Below are 19,906 nucleotides of genomic sequence, written 5' to 3'. Positions count from 1 at the left end.
AAAAAATGAAAAAAGTGCCACAGTTTCATGCTGTATCAACAGGAAAACAGCCGATTGATGAATTGATTCAGACTGTTGCTGCCGTTCATCCGAATGTGGATGCGATTCATTTACGGGAAAAGACAAAAACAGCTGCAGAACTCGTTTACATCATAGAAGAGCTGCAGCGAAGCGGGGTTCCTCTTTCTAAAATTATTGTCAATGATCGTGTCGATGTGGCGTGTGCGATGGGAGTACGGGGGGTTCATCTTGCGTATCACAGTTTACCACTTGAGCGAGTGAGAAGCTGTTTTCCAAGCTTGCTTGTCGGAAAATCGGTTCATTCAGTAGAGGAAGCGCAATTAGCGCAGCAACAAGGAGCTGATTACGTGTTTTATGGGCATATATATGCATCGCAATCGAAACAACAAGAGCTGCCTCGAGGGCTTGCTTCGTTGAAAGCAGTGAAGGAAGCTGTGTCAATTCCAGTTGTAGCGATTGGCGGACTTACACATGAAAATGTCCATGAAGTGATTCAAGTAGGAACTGATGGGATTGCGGTGATGTCAGGCGTGTTTATGGCGAACCATCCGGAAGAGCAAGCGAAACGGTATCAAAATGCTTTACAAAAAAGGGGAGGAATGATGTGAATTCGCATTATGATGTCGCCATTGTAGGCGGAGGGATTATTGGCTGTTCGATTGCGTATCAACTGGCAAAAAGTAATGTAAAGGTAGTGGTGTTGGAGCGAAACAAGGTTGGAAGCGAAGCATCCAGCGCCGCTGCCGGCATTTTAGGGGCACAAGCAGAAATTGATGAAGAAGGACCTCTGCTTCAATTGGCGCTGCAAAGTCGTAGGCAGTTTGGTGAGTTGATTCAGGAATTGCGAGAAGAAACTGGAATTGATGCAGAGCTCATTCAAAAAGGGGTATTAAAACCAGCCCGCTCACCTGAAGAAGCAAGACGCCTAAAGGAAAAAGTAAAACATCATCAAACGTGGGATGCGGATGTTACGTGGCTGACATCAAAAGAAGCAATAATGCAAGAGAAAGAACTTTCGCCGTATTTGGAAGGAGCGATGTACATTCCAAACGATGGGCAAGTCAATCCGGTTAAATTAACCGAGGCTTTGGCTCTTGGCGCTTCTTTTTATGGAGCTGTCATTCAAGAGTATTGTCACGTTCAATCCATTGTCGAGAGGAATGGAGAAGTTACAGGGGTTGCCACTACAACTGGCATGATTCACGCAGATAAAGTACTCGTCACGACTGGAGCATGGGCGAAACAGCTCATGCAGCCGTTTATGGCAAACGGTGATGTGTACCCGGTAAAAGGGGAATGTGTATCCGTGCTGACGAAAGAGCGACTGCTCACGAGTACAATTTTTTTAGATGAAGGATTTTATCTCGTTCCGAAAGCAGGTGGTCGGATCATCATTGGGGCAACAAAAATTCCTCGCTCTTTTCATAAAGAGGTGTCGTTAAATGGAATGATGTATTTACTGCAAAAAGCTCAGCAAATTGTCCCTCGCATAGGTGAAACGTTGTTTGAGCGACAGTGGGCAGGACTAAGGCCGCAAACGGATGATGGAATGCCCTATTTAGGTAAGCATGATGAGTATAAAAATCTTTACATGGCGTTTGGTCATTACCGAAACGGAATTTTATTGAGTGCAGCTACCGGAACCTTCATGTCTGATGTTATTCAAGGAAAATCCGTATCAACGTACTTTTTAGAGGCATTCAATCTTCATCGCCATCAGCCAGTTACATAAAAAGTGGGATGCAGGAATTGTGGTCTTGATAGTTGTGCAGAAGAAAAGGAGAGGTGTATGATATGCAACTCATCATTAATGGAGAGAACATTCAAGCAGATGAGAGCATTACAACCGTTCAGCAGTTGCTTGAATGGCATCAGCTTCATCAGCGAGTTGTGATTGTTGAGTTGAATGAAATGATTTTACAAAAGGAAGAACATGTTAATACAATGTTAAAAGATGGAGATCGTATTGAGCTCGTATCATTTGTAGGAGGCGGTTGAACATGTTAAAAATTGGACCATATGAATTTCAATCACGTTTATTGTTAGGAACAGGAAAATTCCCGGATTACAACATTCAAAAGCAAGCAGTGGAAGTGTCGGAAACGAATATTTTAACATTTGCCGTTAGACGAATGAATATTTTTGAAGCGTCTCAGCCGAACTTGCTAGAAGAACTAGAAGTTCATCGATTTACCTTGCTTCCAAATACGGCAGGAGCGAAAACGGCACAGGAAGCTGTACGCATTGCCAAGTTGGCGAAAGCGTCTGGGCTTTGTGACATGATTAAAGTTGAAGTGATCGGTTGTGATAAAACGTTGCTTCCAGATCCTGTCGAAACGTTAAAAGCGAGTGAAGAACTGTTGAAGGAAGGCTTTGTTGTTTTGCCGTATACATCTGATGACGTCCTCCTTGCCCGTCGATTACAGGAACTTGGGGTTCATGCGATTATGCCTGGAGCTTCCCCGATTGGCAGTGGGCAAGGGATTATTAATCCATTAAACCTTAGCTTTATTATTGAGCAAGCCACTGTTCCTGTTATTGTGGACGCAGGAATCGGAACGGCTTCTGATGCGGCACAAGCGATGGAACTTGGAGCGGATGGGGTGCTTTTAAATACGGCTGTGTCAGGGGCTAAGGATCCTGTTGGTATGGCAAAGGCGATGAAACTTGCGATTGAAGCGGGACGTCTTGCTTATGAATCGGGAAGAATTCCAAAGAAACGCTATGCAACGGCGAGCAGTCCGACAGAAGGGATGAGTCTTGTTTGAGTGAGCGTTATTCACGTCAGGAGCTATTTGCCCCAATTGGTCAAAAGGGACAGCAGATGCTTGCGACGAAGCATGTATTAATTGTTGGAGCAGGAGCTTTAGGAACGGGAAGTGCAGAAGCGCTTGCCAGGGCAGGAGTTGGCAAACTGACCATTTTAGACCGAGATTATGTAGAGTGGAGTAATCTACAGCGCCAACAGCTTTACAGCGAGCAAGATGCACAAAACCGGCTTCCAAAAGCGGTTGCTGCAAAGCAGCGCTTGCAGCAAATCAATTCGGATATATCGATTGATGCTGAGGTTATGGATGTGAGCGTAAAGGAATTAGAGGAGCTTATCCAACAAGTCGATCTTGTTATGGATGCAACGGATAATTTTGATACGCGCTTTATTATAAATGATTTGGCTCAAAAGTATGGAGTTCCATGGATTTATGGGGCCTGTGTCGGGAGTTACGGCTTAACGTATACGATTCTTCCTAGCGAAACACCCTGTTTATCGTGCTTGCTAGAAACGGTGCCAATGAATGGGCTCACATGCGATACGTCAGGCATTATCAGCCCTGCCGTTCAAATGGTGAATGCCTATCAAGTGGCAGAAGCTCTTAAGCTGTTGACAGGCGATACAGAAGCATTACGGAAAAAGCTAGTGTCATTTGATTTGTGGAAAAACCAGCATACGATGATTGCGGTAGATAAGTTAAAGCGAGGAGATTGCCCATCATGTGGCTCTAATCCTTCGTATCCGTTTTTACAAGATGAAAATCAAATGAAAACAGCTGTTTTATGCGGACGTAATACGGTACAAATTCGTCCACCGCATATGCAAACACGAGACTTGGAAGAAATGGCCAAGCTTTTGGAAAAGCAGCACGGACAAGTCGAGCAAAATCCATATTTGATTTCGGTCACAATTGGGGAATACCGACTCGTTTTATTTAAAGACGGTCGAGCATTTGTACACGGAACAAATGATATCGTGTTAGCGAAGACGCTGTATCATCGTTATTTAGGATAGAGGAAAGAGGAGAAACTATGAGCATTGTGAAAGCATTAACCATTGCGGGTTCGGACAGTGGAGGAGGAGCAGGGATTCAAGCTGACTTAAAAACGTTTCAAGAGCGTTTCGTATTTGGTATGTCAGCCATTACAGCCATTACAGCTCAAAATACGACAGGCGTACAAGGGGTGTATCCTCTGGCGCTAGAAGCGGTCGCTGCCCAAATTGATTCGGTTGTCACCGATTTACGTCCAACTGCCGTCAAAACGGGGATGTTGTTTAGTGCAGAAATGATTGAATTGACAGCTGAAAAAATAAAAGAACATGACTTAAAGAATGTCGTTGTCGACCCGGTGATGATTGCAAAAGGAGGAGCCTCGCTATTACAACAAAATGCCGTAAAAATGTTGAAAGTGAAATTGCTTCCTTTATGTGAAGTAATTACACCAAATATTCCGGAAGCGGAAGAACTAACCGGAATGAAGATTCAATCGATGGAAGAACGGAAACAGGCAGCCCGCTATCTTCATGATGCCGGTGCCCGCCATGTTATTATTAAAGGAGGGCATTCGGATACGAATGAACTCGTAGATTTATTGTACGATGGAGAGCGGTTTGTAGAATTTGTTCATGAACGAATTCCGACAAAGCATACGCATGGAACAGGTTGTACATTTTCAGCATGCATGGCAGCAGAACTAGCAAAGGGAGCTTCAGTTGAAGAAGCTGCTGGAATCGCCTCTGAATTTGTTCATGCGGCCATTAAACAAACGCTGAATATCGGAAATGGTCACGGTCCAACGAATCATTGGGCCTATCGAAAACAGGAAGTGATGATATGACGACATTACATGAACAGCTTGCTTTATATTTTGTAATGGGAAGTACAAACGGTACCGTGTCTCCTGAATGGATTGTCGAAGAAGCGCTAAAAGGAGGCACCACCATTTTTCAATTTCGCGAAAAAGGAAAAGGAAGTTTGACAGACAGTGGAAAGATGGAGCTGGCGCAGGCATTACAGTGCATTTGTCAACAATATGACGTTCCGTTTATCGTGAATGATGACGTGGATTTGGCTGTAGCCATTGAAGCAGACGGTGTTCATGTCGGACAAGAAGATGAAACGATTGAAGAAGTCAGAAGAAAAATTGGCACGAAAATACTCGGTGTATCGGTGCATAATGTAGAAGAAGCGAAAGAGGCGGCGCGACAAGGCGCTGATTATCTCGGTGTCGGCCCTATTTTTCATACAACAACAAAAGAAGACATCCGAGAAATTAGTGGTCCTTCTGTCATTGAGCAAATCCGCTCAGCTGGCGTAACCTTACCGCTTGTAGGTATTGGAGGAATCGGCAGAGACAATGCCAATCAAGTGATCAAAGCAGGAGCTGATGGGATTGCTGTTGTTTCCGCTATTTCTCTAAACTCCTCTCCTCAACAAGCTGCACGAGAGTTGAAAGGGATTGTGGATGCGTCAAAATAAGATGAACAGCCGCTTATCTGAGCGGCTGTTTCACTTTGTATACATGGGGGGTATGTACGTTAATAAGCAATGCCGACACGAGCGCGTCGGAAGTGATGGGCATGTAACAATGAATAAGTGAAATGGGCTGTATCACCTGTAGTAATTTTCTGTCCGCCGTCTGGAAGCATATCTTTTTCCACCCGATATATCTCTGTTATTTCTCCCTCCGGTAAATAAGTAGGGCAAACGATTGTCCATTCAAGCATCGACTGTTTTAAGAGCAAGTAAGCGTTAAGGTGATCTTCAGCTGCTCGTGTACTTTTCCGTTTCGATTCAGGTGACTGGAACCGATATAAGTGAGGAACTGTACGTGCTTGTAAAATACCGGCAGTGCCAATGGTAATAATGCGTGGAATACCATATTTCCCCATCGTGTCAATGATATGCTTCATGCTCTTGGACAAGGTCGCTCCACCGTCTGTGTTTAAGGCACTGATCACAAGGTCGCAGTGCTCTACAGCTTGATGAACGGAAGAAAAGTCCAGTGCGTTCCCTCTTATGACACGAAGTTGATCATGTTCCATCATTAATTTCTCAGGAGTTCGGACTAAGACGGTCACGTTATGGTCCTTTTCGAGTAACAGTGCCAGCAGTTTTTGACCGACACGACCTGTTGCTCCAAGTAAACAAATGTTCATTTTTCTTTGTGCCTCCTTGCTGTTTACCACGATTATAAAGTACAACGGGAGAGAAAAGCGAATGTAGTTGGGCTGGAAAGTGGATGAATGAGAAATAAACGGTTAAAATAAGCATGCAGATATTTTTAAGTTGACATTTTGTCCAATCTTAAGTATCATCACCTTGTCTTGCAATTCCTATAAGAATACTGGGGGTTTAGAAATGAAAAAATTATTCGCACTTATGGCGACTTTATTCGCATTTGCTTTTGTATTAACAGCGTGCGGTACAAAAGAAACTGAAGAAGCCGGCACTGATAAGAGCAATGGAGCGGCTACTGAAGATTTATACACGCAAATCAAAGAAGAAGGCGTGTTAAAAGTTGGAACAGAAGGAACATATCCTCCATTCACGTTCCATGATGAATCAGGGAAGTTAACAGGCTTTGATGTAGAAATCGCTGAAGAGGTAGCAAAACGTCTTGGAGTAGAAGTTGAATTTATGGAAACACAATGGGACGGTATGTTTGCTGGTTTGGATGCAAAACGTTTTGATATGATTGCTAACCAAGTTGGAATTAAACCTGAACGTCAAGAGAAATATGATTTCTCTGATCCGTACATTGCATCAGCAGCTGTATTAGTAGTTGGTGAAGACAATACGGATATCGCAAGCTTTGAAGATTTACAAGGTAAAAAAGCGGCTCAATCATTAACAAGTAACTACGGTGACTTGGCTAAGTCTTACGGCGCTGAACTTGTAGGAGTAGAAGGTTTCAATCAAGCGATGGAATTAATTGCTTCTAAGCGTGTAGATGGGACGATTAACGATAAGTTATCGTTTTTAGATTATACGAAACAAAAGCCGGATGCAGCAGTTAAAATCGCAGATGAAGCTGAAGATGCAGCAGCAAGTGGCTTAATGTTTAGAAAAGACAGCGGTCAATTAGTAGAGGAAGTAAACAAAGCGTTGGCAGAAATGAAAGAAGATGGAACATACATGACAATCTCTGAAAAGTGGTTTGGTGAAGATGTATCTCCTAAATAATATTTTTCAAGATCCGGAACGTTTAGAACGTCTCGCGGTGCTTGCCAAGAGTTCCCTTTATCCAATGATAGAGGGAGCTCTTGAATATACAATTCCTTTAACGCTTATTTCCTTTGTGTTAGGGATTACCCTTGCCGTTTTAACGGCCCTTGCCCGTTTATCGAGTATCAAAATTTTAAATATAATTGCACGGGTGTATGTGTCCATTATTCGGGGAACACCATTACTTGTGCAATTATTTATTATTTTCTATGGTCTTCCCAATCTTGGATTGGTAATTGACCCGTTTCCATCAGCTATCATCGGCTTTTCATTAAGTGTAGGGGCGTATGCCTCTGAAATTATTCGAGCGGCTATTCTATCGATTCCAAAAGGTCAGTGGGAAGCGGCTTATTCCATTGGGATGTCCTATCGTAAAGCATTGCAACGAGTCATTTTGCCTCAGGCGGCACGAGTCTCCATTCCGCCTCTATCTAACTCTTTTATTAGTCTTGTGAAAGACACGTCACTTGCTTCGTTGATTCTAGTGACGGAGATGTTTAGAAGAGCGCAGGAAATTGCGGCTACAAATTACGAATTTTTACTGCTTTATAGTGAAGCAGCGTTATTATATTGGATTATGTGTTTTCTCCTTTCAGTGGTTCAAGGCAGAATTGAGGCGCGCTTAGATCGGTATGTCTCAAAATAGGGCGTTTAAAAAGGAGTTTTTACCATATGATTAGCATAAAAAATCTTCATAAATCATTCGACAACCTTCGTGTTTTAAAAGGGATTGACCTTGAAATTGCAGAAGGAAAAGTGGTTGTGGTGATTGGTCCGTCAGGCTCGGGAAAAACGACATTTTTACGCTGTTTAAATGTTTTAGAGACACCGACTGAAGGGACCATATCCATTGACGAGAAAACGTTGAATTTTAGTGAAAAAGTGGCTAAGAAAGACATAGCCATTTTTCGCCGGTTAACGGGTATGGTGTTTCAAAATTATAATTTGTTTCCACATATGACGGCTTTGCAAAATGTGATGGAAGGCCCTGTCATGGTGAAAGGCATTCAAAAAGAAACAGCCCGTCAACATGCGGAGTCTTTGTTGGAGAAAGTAGGTTTGGGAGATAAGAAAGATTATTATCCGTTCCAACTTTCCGGAGGACAGCAACAGCGTGTAGGCATTGCACGTGCAATGGCGATGGAGCCGAAAGTGATGCTATTTGATGAGCCAACATCCGCGCTAGATCCGGAGCTTGTCGGCGAAGTGCTCAAAGCGATGAAAGATTTAGCGAAAGCTGGAATGACGATGGTGGTCGTTACACATGAAATGAGATTTGCTAAAGAAGTAGCGGATGAAGTGATTTTCATGGACCAGGGGGTCATAGTAGAACGAGGAACCCCAATCGAGATTTTTGAACATCCAAAAGAAGATCGGACCCGCCAGTTTTTAAATATGATTCAATAAAGCACAATCAGAAACGCCTCGGGCTTTTGTCCGAGGCGTTTTTGCCATGTTTATGAAGTTGTGTATCTTATTTGTAGCTTCCGCCAAGTTGCTGCTCAGCCATTTGAACTAAACGTTTTGTAATTTCGCCACCAACAGAACCGTTTGCACGAGCTGTCGTGTCTGCACCTAATTGTACACCGAATTCAGATGCGATTTCATATTTCATTTGATCTAAAGCTTGTTGTACACCAGGAACTAAAAGTTGATTTGACGAATTGCTTCTTGATGATGTTTGATTTTGTTGCATAGTTGATTCATCTCCTCGTTTAGTTTTGGTTAATATGGTTGGGTTAGCTGGACTTGAACCAGCATGACGGATTTGTTTAATCCGTTGCCTTCCTCGGCTTAACCCAGTAGGGGGAGTTGCCTTGACTGGCGTCGTCCCGTTGTGTTAATAGTATTATGGAACGCGAGCGATGAAGATATGCGCTTAATAACTTGGTAAATAATACTATTTTGTGCGTGGTATCCGTTGTTTATAATTTCAACGATTGACATATATTATTCATGTAAAAGACCCACTGGTTAAATGGAGTGAGTGCATGAGTCATATGTGTCCTTTATGTAATGGATTTTATCAGTTTCATTTCCGATGTTCGAAATGTGGTCATCATACAGAGGAAGCAGGCCGGGTGATGGATTATTTTGATGATTACAGTGCGTATATGGAGATTGACCAGTTGAAACAAGAAGATGGCATTTCGGTAACATTTCTTGAGCACCAGTGCGCGCATCTTTTTTATTGTCCAATGTGCCACTATGAAGAGGTAAAACTGATTACTGAATAAAAAAAGAACAGGAATCCTTCGCCGGATTCCTGTTCTTTATTCGGTTATTCTTTGTCAGAACGAATGCGGCTTTCCGTTTCTGCATCAAAGAAATGGGACTTATTCATATCTAACGCTAAGTCAATTTGTTGACCTGGTTTTACTTCTGTACGGGCATCAACACGGGCGACAAAATCTTGACCGTCAATTTGGGCATAAAGCATAGTTTCCGCACCCATTAACTCAGCGACATCGACTTTAATGTTCACTTTCGTACCTTGTGACGCTTCAATAAATACAGGCTCATCATGGAAATCTTCGGGACGGACGCCTAGGATGACTTCTTTATTAACGTATCCTTGATCACGCAAGATTTTCATTTTACCTTCTGGAACAGCGACGCTAATCTCTCCCATATGGAATGTACCGTCTTTTAATGTTCCTTTAAAGAAGTTCATGGCAGGAGAACCGATAAATCCACCGACAAATACGTTCTCTGGCTTTTCATATACATCTTTTGGCGAACCAACTTGCTGGATGATTCCGTCTTTCATAACAACAAGGCGAGTAGCCATTGTCATCGCTTCTGTTTGATCATGTGTTACATAAATTGTTGTTGTTTGCAGGCGTTGGTGCAACTTAGCAATTTCTGATCGCATCTGAACGCGAAGTTTAGCATCTAAGTTTGATAATGGCTCGTCCATTAAGAATACTTTTGCATCACGAACGATGGCACGTCCTAAAGCAACACGCTGGCGCTGACCGCCGGAAAGAGCTTTTGGTTTTCGCTCTAAATATTGTTCAAGGCCAAGAATACGGGCTGCGTCTTTTACGCGTCGGTCAATTTCTTCTTTTGCGAACTTACGTAATTTTAATCCGAATGCCATGTTATCATACACTGTCATATGTGGGTAAAGGGCATAGTTTTGGAATACCATCGCGATGTCTCGGTCTTTTGGTGCTACATCATTTACACGTTTGCCATCAATAAAAAAGTCACCTTTTGAAATATCTTCAAGACCTGCAATCATTCGAAGAGTCGTTGATTTACCACAACCGGACGGACCGACGAAAACGATGAATTCTTTATCTTGAATGTGAAGATTAAAGTCTTTAACAGCGGTCACGTTTTTATCGTAAATTTTATAAATGTGCTCTAAGCGTAATTCTGCCATTTGTAGAACCTCCCTATTTATGAAAACGGTTTCTTCTATTAATTACAGTGTAAAAGGTTTGGCGATTCGAGTAAATGGACAATATGCACAAAAAAAGTAAGGGTTTTCATGCAAAGTGACGAAAACCCTTACTTTTAGTTTTTCATTTTTATTATTATAAGGAACGCATCTATGCGAGCACCATTCATTACTCGGTTGCTAATACAGCTAAGTAGGCAGTAACAGCTCCTTGAAAATTTTTAATATCAATGCCCGTTTTTTCAATGAACTTATCAATGCGGTATTGCAGGCTGTTGCGGTGCATATAAAGCTTTTTAGAGGTGAGTGAAACGTTCAAATTGCACTCGAGATACGTTTTAATCGTTTTAAGAAGCTCATCATCTTGAGCGACATCATGAAGTGCATACCGAAGTTCTTTTTTTAATGAATTCGGTGTATAGGCAAGAAGCAGGTGAGCAAATACATCTGTCATTCGAATTACTTTCTCTTGGTCGAGAATCGGTTGGCAAAGTTGGAACCATTCTTTCTCAAGCTGAAACTGACGGCCGGGTTTCACAGGCAAATGATACACTTGTCCTTCAAAAAATTGCATGTTTGTACCAAAATCGCTAATCAGCACATCAATGATCGCATCCAGGCTATAATCAGGTAACACCATCTCATGGAATTTTTCGACAATTACTCCATTTTGATCGTTTTCCCACATAATGATGACATGAGGATGATACAGCCCTTTTAATGCTTCTTCAAATTCATGGCGTCCTTGAATCGGATGAGCGATGGAGAAATGAATGAACTGAATGCGGGTATCTTGCTCCGCTGACATTGTTTCATCGGGCTGTTGAAAAAGCAAACGATGCCAGTAGGCTTTTTCAGGAGAAAGATGCATTTGTTTAGGCTGGCAAGGCGTGAGAAAAATAGATAAAAGCTCTAAATCTGTTGGAGAAAGAACGTTTTTTTCAATTCCGACGTAGCTGCTCTTTTCGATTTCAAACCATGCCATGTGATCATGATGTAAGGGAGTCGATGAAAAAATAGCATGCGCTCCGTAGTGTGCTTTTAAACGGTCAATCATTTGCCATCTCTCCACTCAAAAAATATTAATGCTAATTCTAACATATGTATGGACGGCAGAAAAGCGTTCTGCAAGGCGTCTGCCGCCATATGTTGACTTGTTGCTGAATGGTTTAATCATACACATGGAAAAGCATGAGTTCGTGAATTTGGGACGACAAATCATGGATGATGGAAGCAGGAGGAGAAATGCTGACCCATTCAATTTCGCCGCTACGGTGGTATAAAGCCTCGTAATAGTTGCCGTTGTAGTAGAAAGAAAGGGACCAACCAGGTATGTCGGTATGTTTGTATAATGGACGATATTGAAAGTGTGAAATCATCCTATGTCCTCCTTTGAACGATTTTAACTCTTCATCTCTAGTGTAGCATGTGACCGCTTCTTACGGTAAGAGAACAAGGAAAATGAGAGAGTTGATAAAATAATGAAAGCAACCGAGTGATGCGTTGTTGTTGAATATCTGCTTCATCAAAGATCATCGGTTTGGCATTCAGTTCGAGCAAATAATAATGTCCTTCTGCTGATTTAGCCATATCGATGGAAAATTCGCCAATCAATCCATATTGCTCTTCCATTCGTTGACCACATGCTTCTACAATCATGGTAATTAAGGGCAAATCAAGGTGTGGCTTTATGTTAGAGAAAGGGATAATGCGTCCCCCGTTTGGGACATGTGTGGTGACATCTTGTGTGAGAGATTGGCGAACTCCAATACCTGCTAGTTCATGCTTTTTCCCAGATTTCATAGCAATAATACGTAAATCATATTTTTTGCCGTCCATTAAGTCAGATGGAATGGCTTCTTGAACGAGCCATTGTTTATTGAAAAAGGAGGCATGAAGTAATTCCTCTAGGCTGCTATATAGCCTAGCGGTTTGAATTGTCTCGGCGAGAAAGCACCCTTCAAGTGTTTTCGATATTCGATAAACCCCTTTTCCTTTACTTCCTTCTGAGTGCTTTATATAAATTGCCGGATAGCGCGCTAGCATTTCGCTAGCTGTCAAACTGTTCTCATACTGGTATGTTTCAGGCAGGTGGTTTTTTAATAAAGGATGCTGAACGAACAGTTGATGGAGATCCCATTTCGAAAAGAAGTGGGGATTAAAATAGGGAATGCCTTCACGCTGACAAAGATTAAGAATAGGGCGGCATACTCCTTTTTTTTCGCGCTTACGCCCTGGAAAACGGTTATAAATAACATCAGGTAACGGTGTCCATACATTAATCCATTGTCCGGTATGTGGATGAAACATCTTTCCTTGAGTATGAGAAGTATTCATATCCTCTGGGGCAAATACGACCAGAAGCCCGCCTTGCTGCTGAATCGCATCATAAAGGTCGCCCATATGTCCGCTCGGCTGACCGTTTAATCGTGCTGCCGCTTCTTTGCTTGTCAGCCATCCAATTACAGGTCCTGCTTTTCCTTTAAATGTACACATAGAAAAAGCAATAGAAGAATGAATGTCTGCTTGGAATGGCAATTCGATTTTTTGATGACCCCATGTCCATGATTGATGAGGAGTTTTGTGATACCATGTGTCGCTGGCGTCATCAAAGTAAATCGTCATCATGTGTAAAGGTCCTCAGGAGTCAGAATGCTTTTTTCAGCCAAATAAGTCCCATACGCTAAGCAAAGTGTTCTTGTCAGTCTTTCTTGTTCAAATAGCTTTGGATGAGCAAAAATCGAGCGTCCAGGTTTAGAATTAGCTTCAAACATCCATATGTCTCCGTTTTGATCCAAACCGAAATCAAAGCCAATTTCACCAATAAATCCGCTCACGGAGGTATCAAGTGTATTGCTGAGGAGTAGAGCGGCTTGCTTTAATTTCTCCTCGGTTACATGGCGATGTTTGGAGGAAGGGAAAATGTCTTTTAGTGTTTTAACCATGCCTCCATTATTCAAGTGTGTAGTTATACTGCCTTTTCCTGCAATTTTTGCGGCGATGGCTGTGACTACCCAATCCCCTTGTTCATTTTTATTTGTATGAATCCGAAAGTCGAGTGGGCGGTCTTGAAAGTGAATGAGAGAAATTCGTTGCTGTACGATGTAGTCATCTCGGTTTTTATTTTGAAAAAGATGAGAAAGCAGCAGTGGCAACTGTTGAAAGGTGCGTACAACGTTTTGTTTTCCGTCATGATAGCGGCAATGGTAACTTTCTGATGCTCTGGAGCGGGTAATCTCGAAAATGCCTTTACCTAAACTGCCGTTCATAGGTTTTAAAAAGATGCCATTATGTTTTTCAAGCATGGACTGAATCCGTTCTATGGACGGATATTGATATGTTTCAGGCAAGAACTGCTTTGTTTCGGTTATTTTTTGTAATTGTTCATAAACGTCCCATTTGTTGAAAAATCCAGGATTGTACCAAGGAATTAAGTATTCCGATTGAAGTTTTGTTTTGGCTTCTGTGCATAAATCGTAACTTTCTGTCCGACGATTTGGTAAGCGGTCATAAATCACATGAGGAAGAGGAACTTCTTTTTGGACCCAGCCGTCTTCTGTATAGAAATATCCATTAATAAGCCCGAGTTCCCAGTTTACATGATGCGCCCCAAATAGAAAGACGTAGCCTCCTGTTCGTTTGGCTGTCCCAAGCAGTTTGGAAAAGAAAATGGAACGCTGTCCAATTGGGCGTAGCTTGGAACCGGTGAACCCTGCAGAGAAAATGCCAATGAGTGGGCCGATGTGAATGGTTCCGTCATGGAAAAAAAGATGGACAGACTGACAAAAAGGAAGATTCAATGTTTGAAGGAGAGTACAAGAAATCATCGCCTTGTCGTTCAGTTCAGGAAGAAACTGAACGGTACAAGGAGTCGTCCTTCCTCCGAATGATACCGCTTCAAGTCCAGTCTGTTCATAGCTTGCAGGAAGATAGAAAACCGGTTGTTCTTCCTCGGTGATGGTAAGTTCAATCAAGAGAACCCCTCCTTTTTAAACAGTCAATGTTGTTTCAGATAAATAGCGGCAGTATAGAAGTGGACGTCGATATAACGCTTCTTCTTCGTCTGGACAAGTGTTGATGACAATTTTCCGTCCGGGCTTAGAATTCACATCAAGCAGCCAAATGGCACCTTTGCGATCAATGCCAATATCAACCCCTAATTCGAACAGGGGAGAAAAAGCTTCCTCAAGAACGGCTGGGATAATCGGAATAATGCTATCAAGTTCATCACAAATAAATCGTTTTTGGGGTGGGGAGAAACTATGAAGACCGTCCTCAAAAGCGAGAATGTCAGCTCCATGGCTAATGTTCGTCAAAATTTGCCCACTTTGAGCTTGGCGAATCCCTCTTCCAGCTTCTTTCCATTTCCCTTGTTCATCTTTTTGCAGCAAGATGCGGATGTCAAATGGTTTTCCATCATAATTATGGATGTTTAAAAAAGGTTGGATTAAGAGAGGTCCTCGTTCCATTTTTCGTGACATCCACTCATGAAAGGAAGCTTCATCTTGAAAGCTGACTTCAGCGAGCTCCTGGCCTTTTTGAGATTGAATTTTCAACTGCTTTCCATAGAAAGAGAGGAGCATGATGCCGCGCCCTTGAGAACCTTGAACTGGTTTTAATAAGAGGGTTCTTTGTTTAAAAAGCACTTGCAAAATATGACGGGAAGATTCTGCTTTGACGGTTTCCGGTATATAAGCAGACAAGACGTTGTGCTCGTTGAGCGCTTCATATATGTCTGATTTAGCTGGGAGACCGTGTCCTAAAAAGGTCGTGAGCGGCGAATTTTTTAACCATTGAACGATGGGCTTGGCACGTTTTGAAAATGAATCTTCTTTATAATAGCAACGGTCATATATAAAGGTTGGAATCGGGAACGTCTCTTTTACCCATTCTTTTTGGGATACATCATATTTTTCTCCGTGTATAAGATGATCACCGGGGTGTATACAAAAAGGGGTGAATCGATAACAATCAATACCATATTCATGCGCTCGTTTCGCTATTTCAGTTGCATAGGTATGTTCCTGATGCGGGCGAATGGTTAAAAAGCCAAAAGAAATCATAGAGATCCCTCCTCAATGGAATGTCCGCAAAGATAAGCGCAATAATCGACAATCGCCTTTGCGGAAGGGCGAATGGTTTTATTTGTCATAGAATCATGCTGTTTAGATGGTTTCGTATTAACCTCAATAATCCATGGGTGTCCGTCTTGATCAATCGCTAAGTCAATTCCGAGCTCAGCGAAAAGACCGTCTGTTGAAATGGTGATACAATGGCAAATGTCTAAGGCGAGTTCTTTCAGCAGTTTCGTCAATTGCTGAGCGGTTTGGCGATCATAAATGTCTTGGAGTACACGATGAACGGACGCTATTTCTCCTCCTCTTGCTAGATTTGATACAAAATGTCCTGGTTGGGAGATACGCGCTACCGCAGACGTCACCTTCCAATTTGTTTCTTTGACCCGGTGACATAGGATACGAAAATCAAATGGACAACCTTTATAGATTTGCAATGGCAACGCTTTTTGAATGACAAACCCTTGTTTCTTTAATTGCGTATATAAGGCTTCAAATAAACTTTGGAAAGTGGTGTATTCTTTTTCATATGGCTGGGAAAAGGTCGTATAATCAACTCGATATAATCCCATTTCTTGCTCGATGCGAAAAATATGCTTTCCCTGACTGCCATGAACGGGCTTTAAAAAGATGGAAGAGTGGGCGGACAAAGCATCGATGACATCTTCTTTTTTTCGTAATTGGTATGTTTCCGGCAGATACGGCTGTAAGTGGTCAAAACGATTCAGCAAAGCAAACATAGACCATTTATCGAAAAAATGCGCGTTAAAATAAGGGGTTCCTTCATCTTGCAGCATATGAACAGCTTGTTGGAATAAAGAAGATTTTTCGGTTTTGCGTGAGTGAAGCCGATTATGGATGACAGTTGGGTATGGAACAGAAGATAAACGCCACTGACCATGTGTATATGTGTACCCTTGGGTAGAAGAAGTGAGCAAGCTGGGTAAGGAACAAACGTAAAAGAAAAAACCGTGTTGCTTGCAATACAGTGCCATTTCTTTGCAAAAGGTTGTAATGGAGCCAAATAGCGTTTCTTCCTGTTCAGGGAAGATTTCTGTTAAAACGGCCATGACAGGACTTAAAGTGAGATGATGGCTATCCGTCTTTTTGGCATGGATTGTAAAATTTGCAGCAGGAAGGTGGAGTGCGTGTAAGCAAGAATGGGAACAATACATAATATTTTCATCGCTTTGAATGGACTGAATGGAAGCTTTTACCTTCGTTCGACCACAGCAAAGAGTCATATCAGCTGGAAGCGATAATGCTTGAATGAGCTGATGACTAATCTGCACGATAAGATCTTCAGTTTTATTGTCAATAGGCTGCACTTTTATAATCATGTTAATCATAGTCCTCGTTTTTTATTGGGCGAATGTTTATAATGTATCGTATGAGAAAAAAACAAAACGGTGAAATAAAATGAGTGTTCCAAACATTCATTGACTGTCCGTGATTATGAGGGAAATTTAGTTTGAGAGGTTGAGAAAAATGGAGCAATTATTCATTGTCATCATCATGATGGGCATTGGAGCAGCTATCGGAGGATTTACTAATCATTTAGCTATTAAAATGCTGTTTCAGCCACATGAAGCTAAATATATATTTGGCAAGCGCGTGCCGTTTACACCTGGTCTCATTCCGAAGCGTCGCCAGGAGTTGGCGGTTCAAATGGGGAAAATGGTTGTAGAACATTTAGTGACCCCAGAAAGCTTGAAACGAAAGTTAAATGATCCCGCTTTTCAAGGAGCGATTGAGGCATTTGTTCATCAAGAAGTTGTGCGTGCACTGCAATCCAAAAAAACAGTAAATGAACTTGGAGAAGCTTTCGGTTATGACAGACTTGGAGTCCGCGCAGAACAAAAACTGCAAGCCTTTTTGCAGAGCAAATACGAAGAACAAATGAATGGAAATAAGAGTAAGCGTCTTGCGGATGTTTTACCGCCTGCTATATTGCAAAAAGGAGACGGAGCCATTCCTAAATTAGCTAGTTTTATTTGTGAGAAGGGGGCTGCTTATTTTGCAAGCGCTGAAGGGAAACAGCGACTGGAAAAAATGATTGATGACTTCCTTATGAATAAAGGGATGCTTGGGAACATGGTGCAAATGTTCTTAGGGAATGTGAAGGTAGTCGATAAAGTACAGCCTGAGATTATTAAGTTTCTTCAGCATGAAGGAGCAAAAGAGTTGTTTGAAAACCTTCTTGAAGGTGAGTGGAAGAAACTAAAAGAAAAGAAAGTAGAAGAAGTTGAAGCGCTCATTGGCAGAGAAACGGTGCTTTCATTAATTGAACAAACGGTCCAAAAACTTGCGCCAATTAATAACTTGTTTGACAAGTCTATTTATGAATTAGCTGCTTCGTTCCGAGAACCAATTGTCCAAGCCATTCCGCTTATAATTCAAAAGGCAGGAAATCTTGCAACAGAGAAGATGGATATGCTTTTACATCAATTAAAGTTAGAAGACATTGTAAGAGAACAAGTGGAGTCGTTTTCAGTAGCGCGATTGGAAGACATGGTTTTATCCATTTCTCGCCGAGAGTTTAAAATGATTACGTATTTAGGGGCTTTGCTTGGAGCGTTCATCGGGGCTTTCCAAGGGTTGTTGGCTTTGTTCATTTGATAGCTAATCATGGCAGTTGAAAAAGAATCCTTCTACTAAAATATCCGTTTGATTTAATGGAAGATGGTTCTGAAGATGCATCCTATTGAATAGTTTGTTATAGTGAAAGAGGAAAAGGCCATATTATGACCTTAATTCACAATGGGAGGATTCTTTTTATGTCTGTAAACTTGTACGATTATGCTTATAATTTGGAGAAAGCATTGCGCCAAAGCAATGAATATACAGAGTTAAAGAAATTATATGATCAAGTAAATGCTGATGCTGCCGCACAGCAATTATTTGAGAAATTCCGTAATTTACAAATTGGACTTCAACAAAAACAAATGATGGGCCAAGAAATTTCAGAGCAAGAAGTACAAGAAGCACAACAAACGGTTGCGATTGTACAACAGCACCCAGTCATTTCTCAATTAATGCAAGCAGAACAACGAATGAACACGCTTTTCATGGATTTAAACAAAATTATTACGAAGCCGCTTGAAGAATTATACGGACTGCCGACTGAGCAGTAAGGAGAAAATAAAATAGGAGCCATGTAAAAAGAGAGGAATCTCCTCTTTTTACATGGCGAAGCAAAATGGACCGTTGCGAAAGGATTTTCGCAACGGTCCATTTTGTGTAAAACAGACAGACCGCTATTTTCGTAAGTGTTTAGGACTTAGCAGAATTCCTTATGAAAGTTCTAAAGTGGGGCAAACCATCATAATGGTGTAGTAGGTTAATTTTGACACCAAAGGGAGAGGAGATCCTCACATGACCTATCGATTATTAGCACTGAATATTGATGGAACTCTTTTAAATACTCAAGGGCGATTAGCTCGTGAAACAAAAGAAGCGATTGAATTTGTTAAAGATAAAGGGGTATACGTAACACTCGTAACAAACCGCCACTTTTTATCGGCTAAAAAAATTGCGAAAGCATTGAAGTTGCCGCCTTCATTGCTTATTACCCATAGCGGTGGCTTTGTCGCATCAAGCATTGATAAGCCTCTATATGAAAAAAGAATTAGTGAAGAAAAGATGTTTAATTTAGTCCAAATATTAGAAAACTTTGATTGTCATATTCGCATTATGCATGAACGTTTTTCCATCGGGAATCGAGTGAAACTAAAAGGAAGCGTCCTTTCTAAAGCGACATTGCGTACAGGTGAACCGATTTTCTATCCGACGCAATTTGTGGATTCGTTAGGTGATACACTCATGAATGAACCTTTATCTGCACCGAAATTGGAAGTATATTTCTCTACTTCTAAAGAAAAAGAGCAGGCAGAAAAAACGATTTCCTCTGCTTTTCAAGACATTGAGTGGTTTACGTATCCAACAGAAAATCGCTGCTATATAACGGGAAAAGGAGCAACAAAAGCGGCAGGTCTCCGGCTTGTTGCGAGAGATTTATCTATTCCAATGAATGAAGTCGTTGTTATCGGAAATTGTTTTGATGATATCGAGATGGTGGAACAGGCTGGAATGGGTGTTGCTATGGGGCATTCTCCGAAAGAGCTGAAACGAGTGGCAGGATGGGTTACACGTTCAAACGATGAGAACGGTGTTGCCTACATGGTTAAAGAGCTTTTCCGAAAACAACAGCGAATCGGCTATCTCCAATATTTAAATCATTAAAAATAAAGAAGACGATAAATAGAAAGACAGTGAGGGTCTTGTCCCTTCAGCTGTCTTTTTTGGTTGGAGAAGATCAGTGCTGTGCATATGTTAAACAATGGTCTGTTAGTAGAATTTGTTAATGAATGTAGGAGATTGACCTAACAATCCATGTTTTGTAC

At 41.6% G+C, this 19,906-nt stretch carries 23 protein-coding genes and 1 tRNA gene; 14 read left to right on the top strand and 10 right to left on the bottom strand.

Features of this window, described 5'->3' with window-relative positions; all coding sequences use genetic code 11:
• Nucleotides 1–5: 5 nt before the first annotated feature.
• The 7 genes from tenI (at nucleotide 6) to thiE (ending at nucleotide 5,270) form a co-directional block, all read left to right on the top strand.
• Nucleotides 6–629: a thiazole tautomerase TenI gene (gene tenI / locus ACXAEO_RS18440; protein ID WP_474883502.1), complete on the top strand. Its 624-nt coding sequence runs from the start codon at nucleotides 6–8 to the stop codon at nucleotides 627–629.
• Complete coding sequence (gene thiO, locus ACXAEO_RS18435; protein WP_474883500.1) at nucleotides 626–1,753, top strand: glycine oxidase ThiO; 1,128 nt, start codon at nucleotides 626–628, stop codon at nucleotides 1,751–1,753. The genes tenI and thiO overlap by 4 nt, the downstream gene beginning before the upstream one ends.
• Nucleotides 1,754–1,815: 62 nt before the next feature.
• Nucleotides 1,816–2,019 carry a sulfur carrier protein ThiS gene (thiS, locus tag ACXAEO_RS18430; protein WP_474883498.1) on the top strand — a complete coding sequence of 68 codons (204 nt, stop codon included), beginning with the start codon at nucleotides 1,816–1,818 and terminating at the stop codon, nucleotides 2,017–2,019.
• Complete coding sequence (locus ACXAEO_RS18425) at nucleotides 2,016–2,789, top strand: thiazole synthase (RefSeq protein WP_474883496.1); 774 nt, start codon at nucleotides 2,016–2,018, stop codon at nucleotides 2,787–2,789. Before thiS ends, ACXAEO_RS18425 begins: the two co-directional genes overlap by 4 nt.
• Nucleotides 2,786–3,805 (top strand): thiazole biosynthesis adenylyltransferase ThiF, encoded by a 1,020-nt coding sequence (locus ACXAEO_RS18420; RefSeq protein WP_474883494.1) that lies wholly within the window; start codon nucleotides 2,786–2,788, stop codon nucleotides 3,803–3,805. The genes ACXAEO_RS18425 and ACXAEO_RS18420 overlap by 4 nt, the downstream gene beginning before the upstream one ends.
• Nucleotides 3,806–3,822: 17 nt before the next feature.
• Entirely contained in the window at nucleotides 3,823–4,629 is an 807-nt protein-coding gene (gene thiD, locus ACXAEO_RS18415) for a bifunctional hydroxymethylpyrimidine kinase/phosphomethylpyrimidine kinase (protein WP_474883491.1), read from the top strand.
• Nucleotides 4,626–5,270, top strand: a complete 645-nt coding sequence (thiE, locus tag ACXAEO_RS18410) for a thiamine phosphate synthase (protein ID WP_474883489.1) — start codon at nucleotides 4,626–4,628, stop codon at nucleotides 5,268–5,270. The genes thiD and thiE overlap by 4 nt, the downstream gene beginning before the upstream one ends.
• 59 nt (nucleotides 5,271–5,329) lie before the next feature.
• Here the strand turns inward: thiE and ACXAEO_RS18405 are convergent, their stop codons facing one another.
• Nucleotides 5,330–5,950, bottom strand: a complete 621-nt coding sequence (locus ACXAEO_RS18405) for an NAD(P)-dependent oxidoreductase (protein ID WP_474883487.1) — start codon at nucleotides 5,948–5,950, stop codon at nucleotides 5,330–5,332.
• A gap of 202 nt (nucleotides 5,951–6,152) precedes the next feature.
• Here ACXAEO_RS18405 and ACXAEO_RS18400 point away from each other — a divergent pair, with 202 nt between their 5' ends.
• From ACXAEO_RS18400 to ACXAEO_RS18390, 3 genes are read left to right on the top strand one after another with little or no spacing between them, the layout of a single operon-like run.
• Nucleotides 6,153–6,977, top strand: a complete 825-nt coding sequence (locus tag ACXAEO_RS18400; RefSeq protein ID WP_474883485.1) for an amino acid ABC transporter substrate-binding protein — start codon at nucleotides 6,153–6,155, stop codon at nucleotides 6,975–6,977.
• Nucleotides 6,961–7,665 carry an amino acid ABC transporter permease gene (locus ACXAEO_RS18395; RefSeq protein WP_474883483.1) on the top strand — a complete coding sequence of 235 codons (705 nt, stop codon included), beginning with the start codon at nucleotides 6,961–6,963 and terminating at the stop codon, nucleotides 7,663–7,665. The genes ACXAEO_RS18400 and ACXAEO_RS18395 overlap by 17 nt, the downstream gene beginning before the upstream one ends.
• A gap of 26 nt (nucleotides 7,666–7,691) precedes the next feature.
• Complete coding sequence (locus ACXAEO_RS18390; RefSeq protein WP_474883482.1) at nucleotides 7,692–8,426, top strand: amino acid ABC transporter ATP-binding protein; 735 nt, start codon at nucleotides 7,692–7,694, stop codon at nucleotides 8,424–8,426.
• 67 nt (nucleotides 8,427–8,493) lie between these two features.
• Here ACXAEO_RS18390 and ACXAEO_RS18385 read toward each other — a convergent pair whose 3' ends face one another.
• Together ACXAEO_RS18385 and ACXAEO_RS18380 are read right to left on the bottom strand one after the other, a co-directional pair.
• Nucleotides 8,494–8,715 carry an alpha/beta-type small acid-soluble spore protein gene (locus ACXAEO_RS18385; protein ID WP_078408540.1) on the bottom strand — a complete coding sequence of 74 codons (222 nt, stop codon included), beginning with the start codon at nucleotides 8,713–8,715 and terminating at the stop codon, nucleotides 8,494–8,496.
• 35 nt (nucleotides 8,716–8,750) lie between these two features.
• A tRNA-OTHER gene (locus ACXAEO_RS18380) sits at nucleotides 8,751–8,821 on the bottom strand.
• A gap of 279 nt (nucleotides 8,822–9,100) precedes the next feature.
• Here ACXAEO_RS18380 and ACXAEO_RS18375 point away from each other — a divergent pair.
• A complete protein-coding gene (locus ACXAEO_RS18375) occupies nucleotides 9,101–9,256 on the top strand; it encodes a hypothetical protein (protein ID WP_474883479.1) in 156 nt (51 codons plus the stop codon).
• Nucleotides 9,257–9,300: 44 nt separating this feature from the next.
• On the opposite strand, the gene ACXAEO_RS18370 is transcribed toward ACXAEO_RS18375, so the two are convergent.
• The 7 genes from ACXAEO_RS18370 to ACXAEO_RS18340 all read right to left on the bottom strand — a co-directional run bounded on the left by ACXAEO_RS18370 (nucleotide 9,301) and on the right by ACXAEO_RS18340 (nucleotide 16,843).
• Nucleotides 9,301–10,410: an ABC transporter ATP-binding protein gene (locus ACXAEO_RS18370; RefSeq protein ID WP_474883477.1), complete on the bottom strand. Its 1,110-nt coding sequence runs from the start codon at nucleotides 10,408–10,410 to the stop codon at nucleotides 9,301–9,303.
• Between the two features lie 187 nt (nucleotides 10,411–10,597).
• Nucleotides 10,598–11,485, bottom strand: coding sequence for a PucR family transcriptional regulator (locus tag ACXAEO_RS18365; protein ID WP_474883475.1), 888 nt, complete (start codon nucleotides 11,483–11,485; stop codon nucleotides 10,598–10,600).
• A gap of 112 nt (nucleotides 11,486–11,597) precedes the next feature.
• Nucleotides 11,598–11,807: a YheE family protein gene (locus ACXAEO_RS18360; RefSeq protein ID WP_474883473.1), complete on the bottom strand. Its 210-nt coding sequence runs from the start codon at nucleotides 11,805–11,807 to the stop codon at nucleotides 11,598–11,600.
• A gap of 37 nt (nucleotides 11,808–11,844) precedes the next feature.
• Nucleotides 11,845–13,056 carry a YheC/YheD family endospore coat-associated protein gene (locus ACXAEO_RS18355; RefSeq protein WP_474883471.1) on the bottom strand — a complete coding sequence of 404 codons (1,212 nt, stop codon included), beginning with the start codon at nucleotides 13,054–13,056 and terminating at the stop codon, nucleotides 11,845–11,847.
• A complete protein-coding gene (locus ACXAEO_RS18350; RefSeq protein WP_474883469.1) occupies nucleotides 13,053–14,402 on the bottom strand; it encodes a YheC/YheD family endospore coat-associated protein in 1,350 nt (449 codons plus the stop codon). The genes ACXAEO_RS18355 and ACXAEO_RS18350 overlap by 4 nt, the downstream gene beginning before the upstream one ends.
• A 15-nt stretch (nucleotides 14,403–14,417) precedes the next feature.
• Nucleotides 14,418–15,491, bottom strand: coding sequence for a YheC/YheD family endospore coat-associated protein (locus tag ACXAEO_RS18345; protein WP_474883467.1), 1,074 nt, complete (start codon nucleotides 15,489–15,491; stop codon nucleotides 14,418–14,420).
• Nucleotides 15,488–16,843: a YheC/YheD family endospore coat-associated protein gene (locus tag ACXAEO_RS18340; protein WP_474883464.1), complete on the bottom strand. Its 1,356-nt coding sequence runs from the start codon at nucleotides 16,841–16,843 to the stop codon at nucleotides 15,488–15,490. Before ACXAEO_RS18340 ends, ACXAEO_RS18345 begins: the two co-directional genes overlap by 4 nt.
• A 148-nt stretch (nucleotides 16,844–16,991) precedes the next feature.
• Here ACXAEO_RS18340 and ACXAEO_RS18335 point away from each other — a divergent pair, with 148 nt between their 5' ends.
• The 3 genes from ACXAEO_RS18335 (at nucleotide 16,992) to ACXAEO_RS18325 (ending at nucleotide 19,745) form a co-directional block, all read left to right on the top strand.
• Complete coding sequence (locus tag ACXAEO_RS18335) at nucleotides 16,992–18,122, top strand: DUF445 domain-containing protein (protein ID WP_474883462.1); 1,131 nt, start codon at nucleotides 16,992–16,994, stop codon at nucleotides 18,120–18,122.
• Nucleotides 18,123–18,280: 158 nt separating this feature from the next.
• Nucleotides 18,281–18,637 carry a YlbF/YmcA family competence regulator gene (locus ACXAEO_RS18330; RefSeq protein WP_474883461.1) on the top strand — a complete coding sequence of 119 codons (357 nt, stop codon included), beginning with the start codon at nucleotides 18,281–18,283 and terminating at the stop codon, nucleotides 18,635–18,637.
• A gap of 241 nt (nucleotides 18,638–18,878) precedes the next feature.
• On the top strand, nucleotides 18,879–19,745 hold the full coding sequence (locus ACXAEO_RS18325; protein WP_474883457.1) for a Cof-type HAD-IIB family hydrolase: 867 nt from the start codon (nucleotides 18,879–18,881) through the stop codon (nucleotides 19,743–19,745).
• Nucleotides 19,746–19,906 lie beyond the last annotated feature (161 nt).

Source organism: Bacillus sp. ABA4_010 (assembly GCF_056159105.1).
The sequence above is the reverse complement of the archived record's forward strand: the minus strand, read 5'-3'. Positions and strand labels throughout refer to the sequence as shown.